18 protein-coding genes are annotated in these 18,850 nt (G+C 66.0%); 7 read left to right on the forward strand and 11 right to left on the reverse strand.

Going from position 1 to position 18,850, the window contains the following annotated elements; all coding sequences use genetic code 11:
• The first annotated feature begins 118 nt into the window (after positions 1 to 118).
• Entirely contained in the window at positions 119 to 1,351 is a 1,233-nt protein-coding gene (locus tag HU230_RS26015; protein ID WP_176529262.1) for an acyl-CoA dehydrogenase family protein, read from the forward strand.
• Positions 1,352 to 1,474: 123 nt separating this feature from the next.
• On the opposite strand, the gene purD is transcribed toward HU230_RS26015, so the two are convergent.
• The gene (gene purD, locus HU230_RS26020) at positions 1,475 to 2,752 is read right to left on the reverse strand and encodes a phosphoribosylamine--glycine ligase (RefSeq protein WP_176529261.1); all 1,278 of its coding nucleotides are present in this window, start codon (positions 2,750 to 2,752) and stop codon (positions 1,475 to 1,477) included.
• A gap of 165 nt (positions 2,753 to 2,917) precedes the next feature.
• On the opposite strand from purD, the gene xseA reads away from it, so the two are divergent.
• Positions 2,918 to 4,537 carry an exodeoxyribonuclease VII large subunit gene (gene xseA, locus HU230_RS26025; RefSeq protein ID WP_176529260.1) on the forward strand — a complete coding sequence of 540 codons (1,620 nt, stop codon included), beginning with the start codon at positions 2,918 to 2,920 and terminating at the stop codon, positions 4,535 to 4,537.
• Between the two features lie 208 nt (positions 4,538 to 4,745).
• Here the strand turns inward: xseA and HU230_RS26030 are convergent, their stop codons facing one another.
• Complete coding sequence (locus HU230_RS26030; RefSeq protein WP_176529259.1) at positions 4,746 to 5,582, reverse strand: dienelactone hydrolase family protein; 837 nt, start codon at positions 5,580 to 5,582, stop codon at positions 4,746 to 4,748.
• Positions 5,583 to 5,768: 186 nt separating this feature from the next.
• On the opposite strand from HU230_RS26030, the gene HU230_RS26035 reads away from it, so the two are divergent.
• The gene (locus HU230_RS26035) at positions 5,769 to 5,996 is read left to right on the forward strand and encodes a DUF2093 domain-containing protein (RefSeq protein WP_176529258.1); all 228 of its coding nucleotides are present in this window, start codon (positions 5,769 to 5,771) and stop codon (positions 5,994 to 5,996) included.
• A gap of 14 nt (positions 5,997 to 6,010) precedes the next feature.
• Here HU230_RS26035 and lpxK read toward each other — a convergent pair whose 3' ends face one another.
• The 6 genes from lpxK to HU230_RS26065 all read right to left on the reverse strand — a co-directional run bounded on the left by lpxK (position 6,011) and on the right by HU230_RS26065 (position 11,653).
• Positions 6,011 to 7,033 (reverse strand): tetraacyldisaccharide 4'-kinase, encoded by a 1,023-nt coding sequence (lpxK, locus tag HU230_RS26040; protein WP_176529257.1) that lies wholly within the window; start codon positions 7,031 to 7,033, stop codon positions 6,011 to 6,013.
• Positions 7,026 to 8,360 (reverse strand): 3-deoxy-D-manno-octulosonic acid transferase, encoded by a 1,335-nt coding sequence (locus tag HU230_RS26045; RefSeq protein ID WP_176529256.1) that lies wholly within the window; start codon positions 8,358 to 8,360, stop codon positions 7,026 to 7,028. The genes lpxK and HU230_RS26045 overlap by 8 nt, the downstream gene beginning before the upstream one ends.
• A complete protein-coding gene (locus HU230_RS26050; protein WP_176529255.1) occupies positions 8,323 to 9,036 on the reverse strand; it encodes a lysophospholipid acyltransferase family protein in 714 nt (237 codons plus the stop codon). The genes HU230_RS26045 and HU230_RS26050 overlap by 38 nt, the downstream gene beginning before the upstream one ends.
• Positions 9,033 to 9,281, reverse strand: coding sequence for a DUF4170 domain-containing protein (locus tag HU230_RS26055; RefSeq protein ID WP_176529254.1), 249 nt, complete (start codon positions 9,279 to 9,281; stop codon positions 9,033 to 9,035). Before HU230_RS26055 ends, HU230_RS26050 begins: the two co-directional genes overlap by 4 nt.
• A 187-nt stretch (positions 9,282 to 9,468) precedes the next feature.
• Positions 9,469 to 10,278 (reverse strand): inositol monophosphatase family protein, encoded by an 810-nt coding sequence (locus HU230_RS26060; protein ID WP_176529253.1) that lies wholly within the window; start codon positions 10,276 to 10,278, stop codon positions 9,469 to 9,471.
• A complete protein-coding gene (locus HU230_RS26065; RefSeq protein ID WP_176529252.1) occupies positions 10,265 to 11,653 on the reverse strand; it encodes a TldD/PmbA family protein in 1,389 nt (462 codons plus the stop codon). The genes HU230_RS26060 and HU230_RS26065 overlap by 14 nt, the downstream gene beginning before the upstream one ends.
• A gap of 276 nt (positions 11,654 to 11,929) precedes the next feature.
• On the opposite strand from HU230_RS26065, the gene HU230_RS26070 reads away from it, so the two are divergent.
• Positions 11,930 to 12,454 carry a DUF6101 family protein gene (locus HU230_RS26070; RefSeq protein ID WP_176529251.1) on the forward strand — a complete coding sequence of 175 codons (525 nt, stop codon included), beginning with the start codon at positions 11,930 to 11,932 and terminating at the stop codon, positions 12,452 to 12,454.
• Positions 12,455 to 12,803: 349 nt separating this feature from the next.
• Here the strand turns inward: HU230_RS26070 and ubiA are convergent, their stop codons facing one another.
• Together ubiA and HU230_RS26080 are read right to left on the reverse strand one after the other, a co-directional pair.
• A complete protein-coding gene (gene ubiA, locus HU230_RS26075) occupies positions 12,804 to 13,736 on the reverse strand; it encodes a 4-hydroxybenzoate octaprenyltransferase (protein ID WP_176529250.1) in 933 nt (310 codons plus the stop codon).
• A gap of 25 nt (positions 13,737 to 13,761) precedes the next feature.
• On the reverse strand, positions 13,762 to 14,496 hold the full coding sequence (locus tag HU230_RS26080) for a hypothetical protein (RefSeq protein WP_176529249.1): 735 nt from the start codon (positions 14,494 to 14,496) through the stop codon (positions 13,762 to 13,764).
• Positions 14,497 to 15,053: 557 nt separating this feature from the next.
• On the opposite strand from HU230_RS26080, the gene HU230_RS26085 reads away from it, so the two are divergent.
• Positions 15,054 to 15,806, forward strand: a complete 753-nt coding sequence (locus HU230_RS26085) for a 16S rRNA (uracil(1498)-N(3))-methyltransferase (protein WP_176529248.1) — start codon at positions 15,054 to 15,056, stop codon at positions 15,804 to 15,806.
• Positions 15,807 to 16,138: 332 nt separating this feature from the next.
• Here HU230_RS26085 and HU230_RS26090 read toward each other — a convergent pair whose 3' ends face one another.
• The gene (locus tag HU230_RS26090) at positions 16,139 to 16,372 is read right to left on the reverse strand and encodes a type II toxin-antitoxin system ParD family antitoxin (RefSeq protein WP_338077300.1); all 234 of its coding nucleotides are present in this window, start codon (positions 16,370 to 16,372) and stop codon (positions 16,139 to 16,141) included.
• A gap of 252 nt (positions 16,373 to 16,624) precedes the next feature.
• Between HU230_RS26090 and HU230_RS26095 the strand changes: the two genes are divergently transcribed.
• Together HU230_RS26095 and hisG are read left to right on the forward strand one after the other, a co-directional pair.
• On the forward strand, positions 16,625 to 17,803 hold the full coding sequence (locus tag HU230_RS26095) for an ATP phosphoribosyltransferase regulatory subunit (RefSeq protein ID WP_176529247.1): 1,179 nt from the start codon (positions 16,625 to 16,627) through the stop codon (positions 17,801 to 17,803).
• Positions 17,800 to 18,777: an ATP phosphoribosyltransferase gene (hisG, locus tag HU230_RS26100; RefSeq protein WP_176529246.1), complete on the forward strand. Its 978-nt coding sequence runs from the start codon at positions 17,800 to 17,802 to the stop codon at positions 18,775 to 18,777. Before HU230_RS26095 ends, hisG begins: the two co-directional genes overlap by 4 nt.
• The last annotated feature ends 73 nt before the right edge of the window (positions 18,778 to 18,850 follow it).

The raw sequence follows: 18,850 nt of genomic DNA on the forward strand, positions 1-18,850 counted from the left end.
TGGCTCCTCCCGGTCGCGTGCGCCGTGCTTCAAACTTTGTTCGGCGTTGCCGCTGGCTCAGGCGAGGTTTATGCCATCCTCAAGCCCAACCAACAACAACACGAAACGAGGAAGTGCCATGTCGATCGATTTCGAGATTCCGGCCGAAGCCAAGGCGATCCGCGAGAAGGTCCGCAAATTCGTGCACGACGAGTGCATCCCGGCGGAAAAGGAACTCGACACCAAGCCGCTTGCCGAGGTGCTGGTGCCGCTGCGGAAGAAGGCCCGCGCGCAGGGCCTGTGGTGCCCCTTCGTGCCGAAGGAGTATGGCGGTATGGGCCTCGGCCCGCTCGCCAACGCCCTGGTACAGATGGAGCTCGGCGAGAGCATGCTCGGCGCGCTCTCGATGAACACGCAGGGGCCGGACGACGCCTCGATGATGACGATCCTGGCGCACGGCACCGAGTATCAGAAGGAGAAATTCCTCAAGCCCCTGCTGAACGGCGAGAAGCGGATCTGCTTCTCGATGACCGAGAAGGCCGCCGGCGCCGACGCCACCGGCATGCAGACCACTGCGGTGAAGGACGGCAACGAGAACTACATCCTCAACGGCGAGAAATGGTTCTCGTCGTCGGCGAGCGTCGCCGACCTCGCGCTTGTCATGGCGAAGACCGATCCGAACGCACCGCGCCACAAGCAGTACTCGACCTTCATCGTCGAACTGCCAAACCCCGGCTACCGCATCAAGCGCAACGTCGCCAACATGGCGATCGAGGGCCCGCACGATGACGTGATCCACGGCGGCCACTCCGAGATCGAGATCAAGGATCTCAAGGTACCGGCCGACAACCTGCTCGGCGGCGAAGGCAACGGCTTCAACATGGGCCAGCACCGCCTCGCCTACGGCCGGCTGCGCCACGGCATGCACAACGTCGCCAAGGCGCAGCGCGCGCTCGACATGGCGGCCGCGCACGTCACCAAGCGCTCGACCTTCGGCCAGCTGCTGGCCGACCGCCAGGCGGTGCAGTTCATGCTCGCCGATTGCGCGAGCGAGCTCTATATCGGCCGGCTGATGCTGCTGCACATCGCCTACAAGGCGGAGAAGGGCCTCGACATCCGCCAGGAGAACTCGATCGCCAAGATCTTCCACGCCCACATGGTGCACAAGGTGATCGACACCGCGATCCAGCTGCACGGCGCACTCGGCTTCAGCCAGGATACGCCGCTGGCGAAATGGTACACGCAGGTGCGCTCGCAGCGGCTGGTCGACGGTCCCGACGAAGTGCACAAGTGGAAGATCGGCAAGAACGTCATCAAGGCGTTCCGCGAGCACGGCACCACCGCGAGCGCGGCGGGTGGGGATTTGCTGTAAGCGTCATTGCGAGCGGAGCGAAGCAATCCACTTCTCCACACAGGGATAGATGGATTGCTTCGTCGCTTCAGCGCAAAATTGCTGTGCAATTTTGTCGCGAGCTCCTCGCAATGACGTGGCGAGTTAGCCCTTTTCCGCCTCCACCGCCTGCCAAGCGATGTCGCGGCGGCAGAATCCCTCCGGCCATTTGATGCGATCGACCGCCTGGTAGGCGCGGTCGCGCGCTTCGGTGACCGTCTTGCCCATCGCGCAGACGTTCAGCACCCTGCCGCCATTGGCAAGGATTGCGCCATCCTGGGCCACCGTGCCGGCGTGGAAGATCTCGACGCCTTCGACCTTGGCGGCGTCATCGAGACCGTCGATCCGCGTGCCCTTGATGTAGTCGCCGGGATAGCCCTTGGCCGCCATCACCACCGTCAGCGCCGGGTCCGGGTACCAGCGCAGATCGAAATTCTTCAATTGCCCGTCGCAGGCAGCGAGCAGTGCCGGCACGATGTCCGACATCATCCGCAGCATCAGCACCTGGCACTCGGGATCGCCGAAGCGGACATTGTATTCGAACAGTTTTGGGCCCTGCGCCGTCAGCATCACGCCGGCATAGAGCACGCCCTTGAACGGCGTGCCGCGGCTCTTCATCCCCGCAACCGTCGGCAGGATGATCCGCGCCATGATCTGGTCGTGCACCTCAGGCGTCACGAACGGCGTCGGCGAATAGGCGCCCATGCCGCCGGTGTTCGGCCCCTTGTCGTGATCGAACACGCGCTTGTGGTCCTGCGCGGACGCCAGCGGGATCGCGGTCTCACCGTCGCACAGCGCGAAGAAGCTGATCTCGCGGCCCAACAAGAACTCCTCGATCACGACCTCGGCGCCGGCCGAGCCGAATGCGCCCTCGAACATCATCGCAACAGCGGCTTCCGCCTCGAGCAAGGTCTGCGCCACCACGACGCCCTTGCCGGCGGCGAGCCCGTCGGCCTTGACCACGATCGGTGCGCCCTGGGCGCGGACATAGGCCACCGCGTCTTTCGCATTGTCGAAGCGGCGATAGGCGCCGGTCGGAATGTTGAACTCGCTGCAGAGGTCCTTCGTAAAGCCCTTGGAGCCCTCGAGCTGAGCGGCCTGCTTGCTCGGCCCGAACGCCTTGATGCCTGCGGCGGCGAGATCATCGACGATGCCGGCGGCGAGCGGCGTCTCCGGACCGACCACCACCAGATCGACCGTATTGCGCCGGCAGAACTCGATCACCGCGGCATGGTCGGCGACATCGAGCGCAACGCATTCGGCCTCGCGCGCGATCCCGGCATTGCCCGGCGCGCACCAGAGTTTGGTCACCAGCGGAGATGCGGCGATCTTCCACGCCAGCGCATGTTCGCGGCCGCCGGAACCGAGCAGGAGGATGTTCATCTGTGTCGCCGATTAGAGGGGTTGTAACGCCGTTTCGTCCGGTTTAGCACGCTCCCGGACCGCAGCAACCAGCGGTTCGATCAGATGTGGATATGTGATTCGACGCTTGAAACGAGGCGTCCGGACCTTGCACACGGGGTCGAAAACCCCGATTCTATAGGCCAGATGACCGCTGCTCCGAATCTCGTCAACGCGCCCGAATTCACCGTCTCGGAACTCTCCTCCGCCCTGAAGCGGACGGTGGAGGACCGCTTCGGCCATGTCCGCGTCCGCGGCGAGATCTCCGGCTTCCGCGGCCCGCACTCCTCCGGCCACTGCTATTTCGCCCTGAAGGACGAGAGCGCCAAGATCGAGGCGGTGATCTGGAAGTTTGCCCACGCAAGGATGCGCTTCAAGCCGCAGGAAGGGCTCGAGGTCATCGCCACCGGCAAGCTGACCACCTATCCGAACTCCTCGAAGTACCAGATCGTCATCGACTCGCTGGAGCCGGCCGGCGTCGGCGCGCTGATGGCGCTGATGGAGGAGCGCAAGAAGAAGCTGGCGGCCGAGGGGCTGTTCGACGAGGCCCGCAAGCAGCTCTTGCCCTGGCTGCCCGAGGTGATCGGCGTCGTCACCTCGCCGACCGGCGCCGTGATCCGCGACATCCTGCATCGCCTCGAGGATCGCTTTCCCCGCCGGGTGCTGGTCTGGCCGGTCAAGGTGCAGGGCGACGGCTCGGCCGAGCAGGTCGCGGCCGCGATCCGCGGCTTCAACGCGCTGCCGGAGGGCGGCAGGATCCCGCGGCCCGATCTGTTGATCGTCGCGCGCGGCGGCGGCTCGCTCGAGGACCTGTGGTCGTTCAACGAGGAGATCGTGGTCCGCGCCGCGGCCGAGAGCCATATCCCGCTGATCTCGGCGGTGGGCCACGAGACCGACATCACGCTGATCGACTTCGTCGCCGACAAGCGCGCGCCGACGCCGACGGCGGCCGCCGAAATGGCGGTGCCGGTGCGCAGCGAGCTGTTCGTCGAGGTCACAGCGCTCGCCCGCCGCACCATGGTGTGCTGGCAGCGCGGCCAGGAGGCGCGCCGCAACGAGCTGCGTGCCGCGGCGCGCGCGCTGCCGGCGGCGAACGAACTGCTGGCAATCCCGCGGCAGCGGCTCGATCATCTCGCAGCCGGGCTGCCGCGCGGACTGAAGGCCAATACGCACGCGCATTTCCGCCGCTTTGCCGCGTCGAGCTCGCGCCTCACCATCGGCGTGCTGCGCGGCCAGATCGCGCATGCGCGGCAGCGGCTGACCGTCTCGGGCGAACGCATCACGCTGTCGGCGCGCTCGCTGCTGCATCGCCGGCGCGAACGCTTCAGCGGGCTCGAGATCCGGCTCAAGGCCTCGAAGCTCGCCAACGCGAAGGCCCAGCGCAACGCGATCGCGCGCGATCTCGAGCGCACCCACCGCCTCGCCGAGCGCGCCCGCCGCGCGCTGCTGACCACGCTGCAGCGGCTCGAGGCGCGTGTCGCCCATCGCAGCCAGCTGCTGTCGGCGTTGTCCTATCGCGGCGTGCTGGCGCGCGGCTTTGCGCTGGTGCGTGATGCGCAGGGACACGCGATCCATTCGGCCGCGGCGGTCGGCCCGAACGCCGGCCTGTCGATCGAGTTCGCCGACGGCCGCGTCGCTGCCACGACGGATGCCGATCAGCCCGCGGCGACGGCGTCGCCTGAGAGCCAGCCGAAGCCTCAGCGTGAGGCGAAACCGGCGGCGCCGAAGCGTGTCACCAAGCCGGTCGATCAGGGCAGCCTGTTCTAGAGCGGAATGGGATCAGGTTTGTCTGGAGCGGCAGCGGAAGTTTACCTCTCCCTTGGGAGAGGTCGGCGCGTAGCGCCGGGTGAGGGATCACGGTCTCTCGTTAGAACTGCGACCCCTCACCCGATTTGCTGCGCAAATCGACCTCTCCCGCCGGGGAGAGGTGAACCGCGTTCGTGGCCAAACCGATTCAACTTAACTTCATCCCGCTTTAGCGCGACAGCCACTCGGCGACTTGCTTCTGCGCGTCCTTGCGCGCGCTCGCATCGGTGCCGACATGACCGGGTTCCGTGATGTCGACATCGGACGAGGCCGCGACCGCGTGCAGCGGCAGGTTGGCGCGGTCGAAATCGTGATAGGCCTCGGGATAGACCACGATCCGCGCCAGCGCGCTGCGGCCGCGCGCGCCGTCGACCATCTGGTGGCAGGCCGACGATGACGTCACATCGTCGCGCGCGCCGATCAGGACCAGCGTCGGCACCCGCGCGCTCCAGCCAAGGCCCGACGACGTGCGGCAATCCGGATAGAACGCGACCGCCGAGCGGAAGTCCGGCTCGACATTGCGCGACCACATCTGCGGCCGCACCGCCCAGAGCAAGGCGGCCGCGCCGTTGCCCCAGCCGATCAGGCTGATGCGGCTCTTCGCCACCCATTTCTGCTGCACCAGCCATTGCCGCGCGGCGTTGATGTCGGCGACGCGCGCACGGCGGGTCTGGACCTGATGCTCCTTGATGCGGCACTGGGGTCCGAGCTCGCGCGAGCCGTAGCTGTCGGGCAGCAGCACTGCATGGCCTGATGTGAGCAGTTGCTCGGCCCAGTCGCGATAGCGCGGTGCTACCTGCTCGGAACGGCCGGCAAGACCGCCGCAGCCATGCAGCGCGATGACCGTCGGGAACGGGCCATCGCCGTCGGGCCGGTAGAGCTGCGCGTGCAGCGTCACATTGCCTTCGGGAATTTCGACCTGATGCGGGGCCGGAAGCGGCGCCGCCGCCACCGCGGCCGGCACGGCAAGCATGGCGAGGCATATGAAAACTGACTTGAGGCGCATCCGATCCGGCCGGCTCGTTATGGCGCCGCAAACACAGCGGACCACAGCTGCAACGCTACCATGCGCGTCTGCCGCCAAATCATCACAAGTCGGTGGTTTAACGGGCGGACATGACCCCCTATCTGTGGTAGATGGCTTCATGAACATCCAGGTGGCCTCATCAGAGGCAAGGCGGAGAGTTCAAACGTGCTGAACAAGTTCGGTCCCTCGGGCCATGGCGAAGCGCAGGTGCAATATCTCGACGGCGATTTCCGCGTGATCTCGCCCGGCACCTTTGTGCGTTGTGTCATCACCGACGTCCGGATTCCACTCGACGAGCTGAAGTACTGGAGCGTCGACCTGCAGGAGGCCTACGCCACCCCGACCGCCGTGCTGCAGCGCCACCATCCCGGCGTGCTCAAGCCGCAGGCCTGAGCTCAACTCCAGGCTCATGTGCGCAGCCTCCTGTCCCGCGCCTTGAACAGCTGATCGGTCACCAGGCGCCGCAGCGCGGCAGCATCCTCGAATTGCAGCGTCACCGCGAACGGCACGATCGCCTGTGCCCAGGCCGGCATCCCGGCCGGACCACGCAAGCGCGCCAGATCCTTTTCTGTCGTCACCAGCGTCAGGGCGTCGCTTCGCCCGTCGGCGACGAGCTGTTCGATTTCATCCTTCGTGAAGGCATGATGATCGGGGAAGGCTCTGTTGCGCGCGACGTCGACGCCGCTTGCGCGCAGCGTGTTGAAGAAGCGCGCGGGATCGCCGATGCCGGCGAAGGCGAGTACGCGCTGACCGCGCAATGCGCTCCATGAGGCCTCATCGGGCCTCAGATGCGCCGGCAATATCGGCTTGCCACGGGACGCGAGATCGGCCGCAATCGTTTTCGCTGCACTCCCCTCGCCGACCACGATCAGCGCGTCGGTGCGTTCTAGCTGCGGCGACAGCGGCGCGCGCAACGGTCCGGCCGGAATGACGCGGCCATTGCCGACGCCGCGCGTGCCGTCGATCACGATCAGGCAGGTGTCCTTGAGCACGGATGGATTCTGGAAGCCGTCGTCCATCAGGATCACGCTCGCGTCCTGCGCGCGCGCCAGCGCCAGGCCCGCGGCACGGTCGCGCGAGACCACGACCGGCAGGGTCGCCGCCATCATCAGCGGCTCGTCGCCGACATCGGCCGCCGTGTGGCGGTCACGATCGACCTTGACCGGCCCGGCAAGCCTGCCGCCATAGCCGCGGCTGAGCACCACCGGCCGCTCGTCGAGCTCGCGCAGCAGTTTTGCCAGCGCCAGCACGGTCGGCGTCTTGCCGGCGCCGCCGACATGGTAATTGCCGACGCAGATCACGGGAATGCCGGCATCGACGCCGGAGCCCTGCATCCGCCGCGCGGCCACCGCGCCGTAGAGCGCGGCAAGCGGTCTCAACAATTGCGATGTCCAAGACGATGGCCGGTGCCAGAAGGCCGGCTCACGCATTGGCGGCTCCCATCTCGAGCTGCAGCTGCAACAGATACGGCTCGAGAGCGGTCACCGTGCGCTCCAGCGCGCCACCGAGCTGTTCGACGACGCGCTCGGAGGCCGCAAGCGAGGCATCGCGTGCCGCGGGATCGGCGAGGAACTGGCCGAGCTGCTTGACCAGCGCTTCCAGATCGTCGGCGCGCCGCGCACCGCCGGCACGATCGAGCGCGTCATAGACCTCGGTGAAGTTGAAGACGTGCGGGCCGTGCACAATCGCAGCGCCGAGCTTGATCGCCTCGATCGGGTTCTGGCCGCCATGCGCGACCAGCGAACCGCCCATGAACACGATCGGCGCCAGCCGGTAGAACAGGCCGAGCTCACCCATCGTGTCGGCGACATAGATATCGGTGGTCGCAACCGGCAGGTCCTCATGCGAGCGCAGCCCGGGGCGCAGGCCCGCTTCCGTCACGAGCCGCGCCACGGCCGCGCCGCGCGCGGCATGCCGCGGCACGATCACCGTGAGCAACCCGGGGAAGAATCCGGCAAGCGATTTGTGCGCCTCGATCAGGAGCTCTTCCTCGCCGGGATGGGTGGACGCGGCAACCACGATCGCGCGGCCGCGCGTCACCGACATCAGCCGCTCCAGCTTGGCGGGATCGGCCGGCGGCGCCGCGACGTCGAGCTTGAGGTTGCCGGTGACCATGACGTTTGGGCTGCCGAGCGCGGCAAAGCGTTCGGCATCAGTCTTCGACTGCGCGAGGCAGATGTCGAACCGCCCGAGCAGCGCTCCGATGGTGTTGGAGACCCGGCGCCAGCGCGGGAACGAGCGCTGCGACATCCGCCCGTTGATCAAGACCATCGGCAGCCGCCGCGCGGCGCTCGACAGGATCAGGTTCGGCCACAGGTCGGACTCGATGAACAGCGCCAGCGACGGACGCCAATGATCGAGGAAGCGCGCGACATAGCGCGGCGAGTCATACGGCACGTATTGATGGATCACATCGGGCGGAAAGCGCTTGGCCACGATCGCGGCCGAGGTCACCGTGCCGGACGTGAGCAGGATGCGCAGATTGAGCGCGCGCAGCCGCTCGATCAGCCCGACCGCCGCCAGCACCTCGCCGACGCTCGCGCCGTGAATCCACACCAGCGGCCCCTGCGGCCGGACATCGCCGCTCATGCCGCGCCGCTCGCCGACCCGTTCGGGATCTTCCTTGCCGAGCTTGAGCCGCCGCTTGATCAGCGCAGGCGCGAGCGGCACCATCGCGGACGACAGCTTGCGGTAGACGCGCAACGTCATCGGTAGCGAGCTAGCCAAGCGTTGCCTCCGGCCGCCCGACGGCTGCATAGGCGCGCCGGGTCGCTTCGTTGAGAAGATTCTCCACGTGCTGCCGAAGCTTTTCCATCGTCGCGGCATCGGCATCGGGCGGCACATAGACCGGCTCAATACCTACCACTGCGCCGCGTCCGAATGGCAAATTGATGGTCGTGGAATCCCAGTTTTTCAACCGGATGAATCGGCTGGTGACCATCGCAAAGGGGATGATCGGCCGGCCGGTTTCCCGCGCCAGCATGATGGCCCCGAGACCCGCCACCCGCGCCCGCTTCGGCACGTCGGCCGTGGTGGCCATGTTGCAGCCGCCTTCCAGCGTCCGAACCATCTCCAGGAAGGCGCCGACGCCGCCCTTGCGATGGAACGCGCCGGAATGGTCGCCGGAACCCCTGATCGTGCCGATGCCGAGCCGCTCGACGGCGAGGGCGTTGAACTCGCCGTCGCGGTGGCGGGAGATCAGAACCTTGGCGCGGTAGCTGTCCTTGGTCTTGATGAACGGCGTCATGAAGTGCTGGCCGTGCCAGAACACGAAGATCGCCGGCATCAAGGGCTCGACGATCCCGTATACGTCATGCGGCTGATAGATGAAGCGGTTGGTGTACCACACCAGCCGCAGATACTCGGCCGCAAGCACACCCAGCACGCGCTGCACGAAGCCGCTGCGCAGCAGATCGCGAAGAAGTCGTTTCAATGGGAGTGCTTTGTGTCCTGCTCAGGATCGAGCAACCGGTGGAGGTGAACAACGAAATAGCGCGTCTGGGCGTTGTCCACGGTCGCTTGCGCCTTCGCCTTCCAGGCCGCATAGGCGGTCGCATAGTTCGGGTAAACGCCGACGATCTCGACTTCGTCCAGGTTCTTGAAGGTGTTGTGCTCGAGATCGGTCAACTCACCGCCGATCACGAGGTGAAGCAGCTGTGGCTGGGCATTGTCTGACATGATGGTTTTCCTAATGAGATGCCCAGCAAGCAAATGAAGTCGTGGTCGTCACAAGTCTGGTCGTCACGAGTCTGGTCGTCACGAGTCTGGTCGTTACAAGTCTGGTCGTTACAAGTCTGGTCGTCACAGGTTTGTCGTAACAAGTCTGGTCGTCACAATCGGAAACGCGGTACGGATCGGCGAGGCCTCACGGCAATGGACGGTTGCGAAAATGCTCGACAATGCGTGCATGACGTTCGCGTCCCGCTGCCACCAGCACCCCATGCGTCACCTCCCGGCGATTGTACTCAATCGCATCCCCCGAGAGCGCAGTCATCTTACCACCCGCTTCCTGCACGATCAAATTCGCGGCGGCAAGATCCCAGTCGCGGCTTTGCCCGCCTGCAAAGGCGGCGTCAAGTCGACCTTGTGCTACGCGGCACAACCGCAGGGCCAGCGATCCGATCCGCGGAAACAGCGTGATCTCGTCCGATGTCGGGCTGAGCCGCTGCACCAGCGGTTTCGGTCCGGCCATGCGGGGAAAATCGAAATCGGTGCCCGCGGTCGCGTGCACGCCGCTGTCGTTCAGGGTCGCGCCCTGGCCGCGGGCGGCAAAGAAGAATTCTTCGGTCACCGGCGCATACACCGCCGCGAGCACCGGCGATGCATTCTCAACCAGCGCCACACTGACGCACCAGTCCTCGCGGCCGGCGAGATAGGCGCGGGTGCCGTCGATCGGATCGACGATCCAGGTGAAGCGCCTGTCGAGCCGGGTCGCATTGTCGGCGCTTTCCTCCGACAACCAGCCGTAACCCGGCGTCGCCGAACGCAGCTGCTGCTCCAGGAGGTCGTTGACGGCGATGTCGGCCTCCGAGACCGGCGAGGACGCGCCCTTGATCCAGTTCTTCAATTCGGTGCGGAACAGCGACGATGCGAGCCGGCCCGCCTCCTGCACCGATCTGGTCAGCAAGGCGGCGTCGCGCGCCTTGGTCCAGTCGTCCGTATCAGCGTCCGCCAAGCGTCAGGCCCTCGATGCGCAGCGTCGGCGAATTGACGCCGTAACGGAATTCCAGATCGTTGGCGGCGACCAGCGACTTGAACATCGGCAGCAGGTGGCCGGCGATGGTCACTTCGCTGACCGGATAGGTGATCTCGCCATTCTCGATCCAGAAGCCGGACGCGCCGCGGCTGTAGTCGCCGGTCACGCCGTTGACGCCGGAGCCGATCAGGTCGGTGACATAGAAGCCCTGCTTGATGTCCGAGATCAGCTCCTTCGGCGTCACCGCACCCGGCTCGAGATGCAGATTATATGTTCCGGGCGACGGCGAGGACGACACGCCGCGATGCGCATGCCCGGTCGTGACCAGACCGAGCTCGCGCGCAGTCGCGGAGTCCAGCACCCAGGTGGTCAGCACGCCTTCGTCGATCAACGCGATCTTCTTCACCTTGACGCCCTCGGCGTCGAAGGTCTGCGAGCGCAGGCCGCGCACGCGCAAGGGATCGTCGATGATACGGATATCCCTGGAGAACAGTTGCTCGCCGAGCTTGTCCTTCAGGAAGCTGGTCTTGCGCGCGATCGAGGCGCCGTTGATGGCGCCGACCAGATGGCCGACGATCGAGCCCGCAACCCGCGGATCGAACACCACAGGCACCTTGCAGGTCTCGACCTTGCGCGGATTCGACCGCGCCACCGCGCGCTCGCCGGCCCTGCGGCCAACGGCCGTGGGTGAATCGAGATCGGACGCGTGTGGCGCGCTGGTGAAATCATAGTCGCGCTCCATGCCGGTGCCCTCACCGGAAATCGCCGTCGTCGAGATGCCGTGGCTGGAGCGCAGGTAAGAGCCGTGGAAGCCGGTCGACGTCACCAGCACCATGCCGCCGATCCCGGTCGAGGCCGATGCACCGCCGGATTTCGTGACGCCCTTGACCGCGAGTGCCGCAGCCTCCGCTTCGATGGCGCGCTGCTCGAGCTCGGCCGTGGTCGGGACGGTGCGGTCGAGCAGATCGAGATCGGGGAAATCATGCGCATGGAGCGCGGGATCGGCCAGACCGACATATTTGTCGTCAGGCGCCACGCGCGCCATCGCGACCGCGCGCTCGGCGAGCTTTGCGATCCCGTCGCCGCTGACGTCGTTGGTCGACACCACCGCCTGGCGCTGGCCGACAAACACCCGAAGTCCGACATCATCGCCCTCGGAGCGCTCGGTTTCCTCGACGCGGCCGTCGCGGACTTCGACGCCTTGCGAGACGCCGCGCACCGCGATGGCATCGGCCGCATCGGCGCCGGCGCGCTTTGCGGCTTCGACCAGACGCTGCGCAAGGTCGCTCAGGCCGGACTGGTCGAACAGATCGGAGGTATCGCCGTGTCGCGATGCAGATGGTGAAGAGTTCACGAACGAATTCCTGCGGATTGAGGGGGGCCCGGAATGGCGTCGACAGACCTAACCAGATGTGCCGGATTCACAGGGAATTCAAGCACTTTGCACCGGCGGGCAACAAAGATTTGAGTGATCGGCGCAAGGCTTCGTCAATCATGCGGGCCAACCTCTTGTCAATCATGGCGCCAGGTGAGGAGCGGTTAACCAGGCTTTTTAAGCCGAAACGGCCATCGCTCGGCTAGGCTCTCACACATCGACCGGGAACATAATCCCGGCGGGGAGACTAAGGCTTTGAGGCGTCAAACACCAACAAGCGGAATCAATTCCGCCGGGTCGAGCCGCGCATTGCGGCTCGACCCACTTTCCCTTCCGCTCAGCTTCCACGCGCAGGATGCGCGCGCGGATGGCGGCATGCGGCAGGTCGAGCTTCATCGCGAGCATGTCGTGCTGCGCCGCGCCGTTCTCGGCATGCGGATGGCGGTCAATGTTCGCGTCAGCGATTTCCTCGGCGTCGCGCTGCGCGGCATCGACGACGCGCAGATGCTGGTGCTGGTTCACCGCGATCCCGCGCTCTCCATTCCGCTCGGCAGCAGTTCGGATGCCGAAGAGATCAGCTCCGCCTGGCAGATGTGGAGCGACATCTTCCATCTCCCGCAACTGACCGAGCCGGCGCCGCGCCAGCCTGCCCCGCGCCGCCGCCGCCGCAACGCAATCCGTGCGCGCCGCCCGAAATTCCCGGTCCGCCGCCGCACCGGCGTCAGCCTCAACGGCACCAGCGTGCATCGCGACGAGCGCGAGATCATCGCGCGGGATTGAGTTCGTTTCGCTGCGCTCCACGCCTCTCACCTCTTTCGTCATCCTGGCGAAAGCCAGGACCCATAACCACCGCTTTCGGTGACGGGCGTGATCGCGGCCCCAGCGTCGCACAACAATTGAGATTTGGGGTAATGGGTCCTGGCTTTCGCCAGGACGACACTGAGTAGGTGGCATTACCGACATCCTCAAGCGTCGTCCCTGCTTTCGCAGGGACGACACCGATCTTGTTGATCGGCTGGCGGGGCATACTCTCGCGTCCTCGCGACATGAATCGTCCGAGTCTTGCTCTTCTCGCTTCGCGAGCCCTCAGGTGCGCAATTGCGCTCCGGGGAATGGCGAGAGCGCGCCGCTACGCTGCGCGCAGCATCGCATCGACGACCAGGCTCGCGAACAGGATGAAGCCGGCGTCGCGGTTGGATTTGAAGATGCGCAGACAGAGTGCGGGGTCGCTGGTGTCGAGCCGGCGGACCTGCCAGGCGAGATGCAGCGCGAACGCCGCCAGCCCAATCCAGGCCGGCCAGCGCGCGCCCGCGAGCGCGAAGGCCACGCCGATCAAGAGCACGGCGAGACCATAAAAGATCACCAGCGCCCGATGGGTGCGTGCCCCGAACAGGCGCGCGGTGGATTTGACGCCGATCAGCGCATCATCCTCGGCGTCCTGATGGGCGTAGATGGTGTCGTAGGCGACCACCCAGGCGATCGATCCGGCGTAAAGCGCGACCGCGGCCGCATCGATGCGATCGAGCGTCACCGCAAATCCCATCAGGGCGCCGTAGGAAAAGGCGAGGCCGAGCACGACCTGCGGCCACCAGGTGATCCGCTTCATGAACGGATAGATCGCGACGATCACGAGCGAGGCGATGCCGGTCATCACCGCGAAGCGGTTGAACTGCAGCAGCACGAGAAGCCCGATCAGCGCCTGCAGGACCATGAAGACCACCGCCTGCGTCACCGTGACCTGCCCGGCCGGGATCGGCCGCGACCGCGTACGCTCGACCTTGGCGTCGAGATCGCGATCGGTGATGTCGTTCCAGGTGCAGCCCGCGCCTCGCATCACGAAGGCGCCGATGAAGAACAACAGGACGACGAGCGGGAGCGAGCGCACATCGTGCGCGACGCCGGCGGCGAGCGCCGCCGACCACCAGCACGGCATCAACAACAGCCAGGAGCCGATCGGCCGATCGTAGCGCGCAAGCCGCAGATAGGGCCGCGACCAGACCGGCGCATGGGTGTCCACCCAGTTGCCTGTGGAGTCGGCAACGCGGGCGGAGACATCGCTCATGGCCGGTCAATCATCGGGCGCCCAATCATCGGGTGAGAACGTTGCCGTTCAGCGTATCGAAGGTGCTGCCGCCCTTCTTGGTCGGCGTCGCTTCCGGCAGCGAGGCGGACGAGCCGAGCACGTCGCTCAGCGACGGCCCCGCGGGCCCGCGCGGCTGTGCCGCCGCCTGCTCCGCGACGTTGCAGACCTTCTTCAGCAAGGCCTCGGTATTCTTGTGACCGTCCTTGAGCTGGTTGGAGATCTGCGGCGGGATCCCGCACTTCGACGCGTTGGTGTCGACGTACTTGATCATCTTGACTTCGGCCTGGCTGTAATTGCCGATCAGCTTGCAGGCCTCCTGCGGGCTGGCGTGCCGGTCGCTCGCCGCCTTGATCGCCTTGCCGCGCTTTTCGGCTTCCTCGCGTAGCGGGACGAAATCCTTCATGCAGGCGTCACCGGCGGCGCCACCACCGGCGCCGGGCGGGGGCGGCGGAGACGACAGACCGCCGCCGGCGATCGGAGCCGCACCATTGCTCGGAAATGGCGACGGCGCGCCGCCGACCCTGGCCGCGGGGGCGCCGTTGACCGGCGGAAACGCCGGATCCGGTGCGGTGCTCGCCCGGCTCGGGCGCGCGCCGTTCACCGGCGGGAACGCGGGATCCGAGGCGGTGCCGGCCTGGCCTTGATTGGGCAACGGCGCCGGAAAGGCGCTCTGGGCCGCGGCGTGCCCCGCGGACAGGGCGGTCGCGGCAACGGTCAGCACGATCAGTCGGCGGATCATCGAGGGTGTTTCTCCGGCAAAAGGTCCAGGCAACCCCAGCGCAACAAAACGAAGCAACGAAATTTGGGGGCGTTTTACGATTCCTGTGAGCCCTTAACAACCCGTGGATTTGGGCGACAGCGCGGCGTAGGGCCACACCGGCCACATTAAATTGTTCCCCGATTTGAAGCCTTTAGGCCGCGAACGGCGGTAAAACCGGACCATCACATGTGCCTGAACGGGATTTTCGGTGATCCTCAGCTCGAATATGCGGCCCCACACCGACCGAAAAACAAAAGGGGCCGCGTGCAAGCGACCCCTCGGACTTCAAAAATGACTTGGTGACAGAAGCAATATATCGACACCACTGTAGTAGTTGGCCGGAGCGTTCCTGACGAGTCCGAGGGACTACGGTGTCACCCGGTTTGGTTAACTTGCCCCGCCGCATTGAAGCCGCCTTAGCGTTGGCAGACGATGTCAGTCATTGGAATCTGACGATTCTCTCCGATCGTAATCAGCAGCAGTGGGCGATACTTGGCAGCACCGTTGGGCTAGAACGCGGCTCAGGAATCCAGGACATGCCTGAACTTGATTTTCGCAGCCCCCGCCTGTTTGTCGATGCCCCGCTCGGTGCCGGCACATCCGTTTCGCTCGAACGCGACCAGAGCAACTATCTCGGCAACGTGCTGCGGCTTGGCGCCGGCGATACCGTGCTGGTGTTCAACGGGCGTGATGGCGAATGGCGCGCCGAGATTTCCGGCCGCAAGCGGGCCGACACGCTGACGATCACGACGCAGACCCGCCCGCAGGACCGCCTGCCCGACGTGACCTATGTGTTCGCGCCGCTGAAACATGCGCGGCTCGACTACATGGTGCAGAAGGCGGTCGAGATGGGCGCGGCACGGCTGGTGCCGGTGCTGACGCGCTTCACCCAGGTGTCGCGGGTCAACAGCGAACGGATGCGCGCCAATGTGGTCGAAGCCGCCGAGCAATGCGGGATCATCTCGCTCGCCGAGGTCGCCGATCCCCTCCCGCTCGAACGTTTCCTGGCGGGGCGCGATTCGGCGCGGCTTCTGGTGTTCTGCGACGAGGCGGCAGAAGTCGCGAATCCGGTGCAGGCGTTGCAGGCGGCGACCGCCGCAAACGGCGGGATCGACGTGCTGATCGGCCCCGAGGGCGGCTTTGCCGAGGAAGAGCGCGCGCTGCTGCTGCGCCAGCCCAACATCCTCCGTCTCGCACTCGGCCCGCGCATCCTGCGCGCCGACACCGCCGCCGTCGCCGCGCTGGCGCTGGTGCAGGCGGCACTGGGGGACTGGGGAGGAAAGGGCTAACCGGAATGGCGGCCCGCGGGCCGGCGGTCTATTCGCCTGACAAATCCAGCTCTCCAAGAGAGCGCGCGGCATCGATGACGCGCATGATGCGCACGCCGCCTAGGATAATCTCGTAAAAGCGCCAGCCACCGCGAAATCACGAGCATCCTCGCACCATCGGCAATGTCGGGACGCGTCGGCCCCGATTCAGGGAATTGCGCCAACTGGCCGCAGCGCGCTTCAATGCGATCGATCCAATGATCTGCCGTCCAGGCCCATTGTCGGATGCGATGAGAAACCAGATTTCGGCGAGATCGCTCTGCGCGAGCCGAGAAAGGCGAACCTTTCCCAATTTACTTGCCCGCTGCCTTCAACCGGGCCCGTCCCTGCGCCTTGATTTCGGCAAAGTCAGCCGGACCCGCGTCGCCACTCGCCTGCCCCGCGGCCCAGGCATTGCGAAGGAATGCCAATCGCGCCTCTTCCGTCTGCTCCATGATCCGCAGCGCCTCCCGCACGACCTCGCTTGCCGAGGTGTAACGGCCGCTCGCAACCTTGGTTTTGACGAACTCGCTCAACTCGTCGGTCAATGAGACGTTCATATTCATGATGGGACCCTCTCTCCCAATTATGGGAGCGACCACAGGCTTTAGCAATGTTTGCCATAAGCCATCGAACGTTCCGGTTCCACCTAGCCAAGCCGTCGTAAAATCGTTAACGCACGCAATCATTAAGCCACTTGGTCGATCGCTGTCGAAACCGTGATACGGCCATGGTAAGGGCTGTCCGAACCACCCTTGGAACCAGTGCCGGTACCCGAATCCGGACCTTTGGACGTCGAGATGAGCGAAGCTGCCGCACCACGACCCGCCGCCGGATCCGCCCCAGGAGCGGCTTCCTGGGCGGATGCGTTGCTGGCCTCGTTCGCGCAGGCCGGTTATCTCAGGTCCGAACCCGCCATCCTGCAGCCGGCCGAGCCGTTCCTCGACCTGTCCGGCGAGGACATCCGCAAGAGCCTGTATCTGACGACCGACCCGAGCGGCGAGGAGCTCTGCCTGCGCCCGGATCTCACGATCCCGGTGGCGCGCGATTACCTCGCCTCGCCCCGCGCCGGCCAGCCGGCCGGCTTCAGCTATCTCGGCCCGGTGTTCCGCTATCGCGACGGCCAGCCGAGCCAGTTCCTGCAGGCCGGCATCGAATCCTTTGGGCGGCAGGATCGCGCCGCAGCGGACGCCGAGATGCTGGCGCTGGCGCTGGAGGCGACCACGGCCTTTGGGTTGAAGGATGTCGAGATCCGCACCGGCGACGTCGCGCTGTTCAACGCGCTGATCGATGCGCTCGAGCTCTATCCGGTGTGGCGGCGCCGGTTGATCAAGGATTTCAACCGCAAGGTTTCGCTGACCGACGACATCGAGCAGCTGACATTGGCGACTGCGCCGGGCCGCAACGAATATGAGGGCGTGCTCGCAGCCCTCGCCGGCTCCGACCGCAAGGCGGCGCTGGCGCTGGTCACCGATCTGATGTCGATCGCCGGCACCACCAATGTCGGCGGACGCACGGTCGCCGAGATCGCCGACCGCTTCCTCGAGCAATCGACGCTGAAGGGCGGCGCGCTGCCGCGCGATGCGCTCGCCACCATCAAGCGCTTCCTCGCCATATCGGGTGATCCCGACGACGCAATCGCGCAGCTGCGCGCGCTGGCCTTCGACGCCAGGCTCGACCTTGCCGCGGCGATCGACCAGTTCGAGAGCCGGGTCGGCTTCATGGCCGCGCGCGGCATCGATATCCGGAAGACGCGGTTCTCGACCGCGTTCGGCCGCGGTCTCGACTATTACACCGGCTTCGAGTTCGAGCTGCACGCCAAGGGCAACGGCGCCGAGCCGCTGGTCGCGGGCGGCCGCTATGACGGGCTGATGACGCAGCTCGGCTCGGCCAGTCCGATCCCCGCGGTCGGCTTCTCGGTCTGGATCGAGGCGATGACGCGCCATGGTAAGGCCGGTGCCTCCGGAGCCGCCCAATGAGCACGCCGTTCGTCGTCGCCGTTCCCTCCAAGGGGCGTTTGCAGGAAAACGCGGAAAGCTTCTTCGCCCGCGCCGGGCTGACCTTGTCGAAGGCCGGTGGCGCACGCGACTATCGCGGCACCATCGCGGGTGTCGACAATGTCGAGATCGCCTATCTGTCGGCCAGCGAGATCGCGGCCAATCTGGCGCGCGGCTCGGTGCATCTCGGCGTCACCGGCGAGGATCTGGTGCGCGAGAGCATTCCGGATGCCGACAAGCGCGTGCTGATGATCGAAGGCCTCGGCTTCGGCTATGCCAATGTCGTGGTCGCGGTGCCGCAGGCCTGGATCGACGTCCGCACCATGGCCGATCTCGACGACGTCGCGAGCGGCTTCCGCGAGCAGCACAATCACCGCATGCGGGTCGCGACCAAATACATCAATCTGACGCGCGGCTTCTTTGCGAAGCACGGCGTCGGCGACTACCGCATCGTGGAGAGCGCCGGCGCCACCGAGGGCGCGCCCGCGGCCGGCACCGCCGAGTTGATCGTCGACATTACGACCACGGGCGCGACGCTTGCCGCCAACGGGCTCAAGGTGCTCGACGACGGCGTGATGCTGCGCAGCCAGGCCAACCTCGTCGCCTCCCGCGATGCCGACTGGTCGAATAGCGCCCGCGAGACCGCGCGCGTCATCCTCGACCACATCGCCGCGCGCGCCCGCGCCAGCAAATACCGCGAGGTGCGTACCCGGTTCGCCGGCTGCAACGATGCGCTGCTGTCCGAGGCGCATACCCGTTTCGGCGTGGTCGCCCCGTTCGGCAGCCCGACCTCGTCGGGCATGCTGACGCTGCACTGCCCACCGGGCAAGCTTTACGCGCTCGGCAGCTTCCTGCGCGAGCACGGCGCCGAAACCGTGTCGGTGGTGTCGCTGGACTACGTGTTCGACCGCGAGAACCCGCTGTTCGCCAAGCTCGAGGCGTTCCTGCGACAATGAGCAGGCGGGGCCGTTCATGTTGGCGACAGCCGGCCGTCGGTACCATATTGTGTTCATGATCTCTCGTTGTGAC

This window comes from Bradyrhizobium quebecense (assembly GCF_013373795.3).
GTDB classification, from domain to species: Bacteria; Pseudomonadota; Alphaproteobacteria; order Rhizobiales; family Xanthobacteraceae; genus Bradyrhizobium; species Bradyrhizobium quebecense.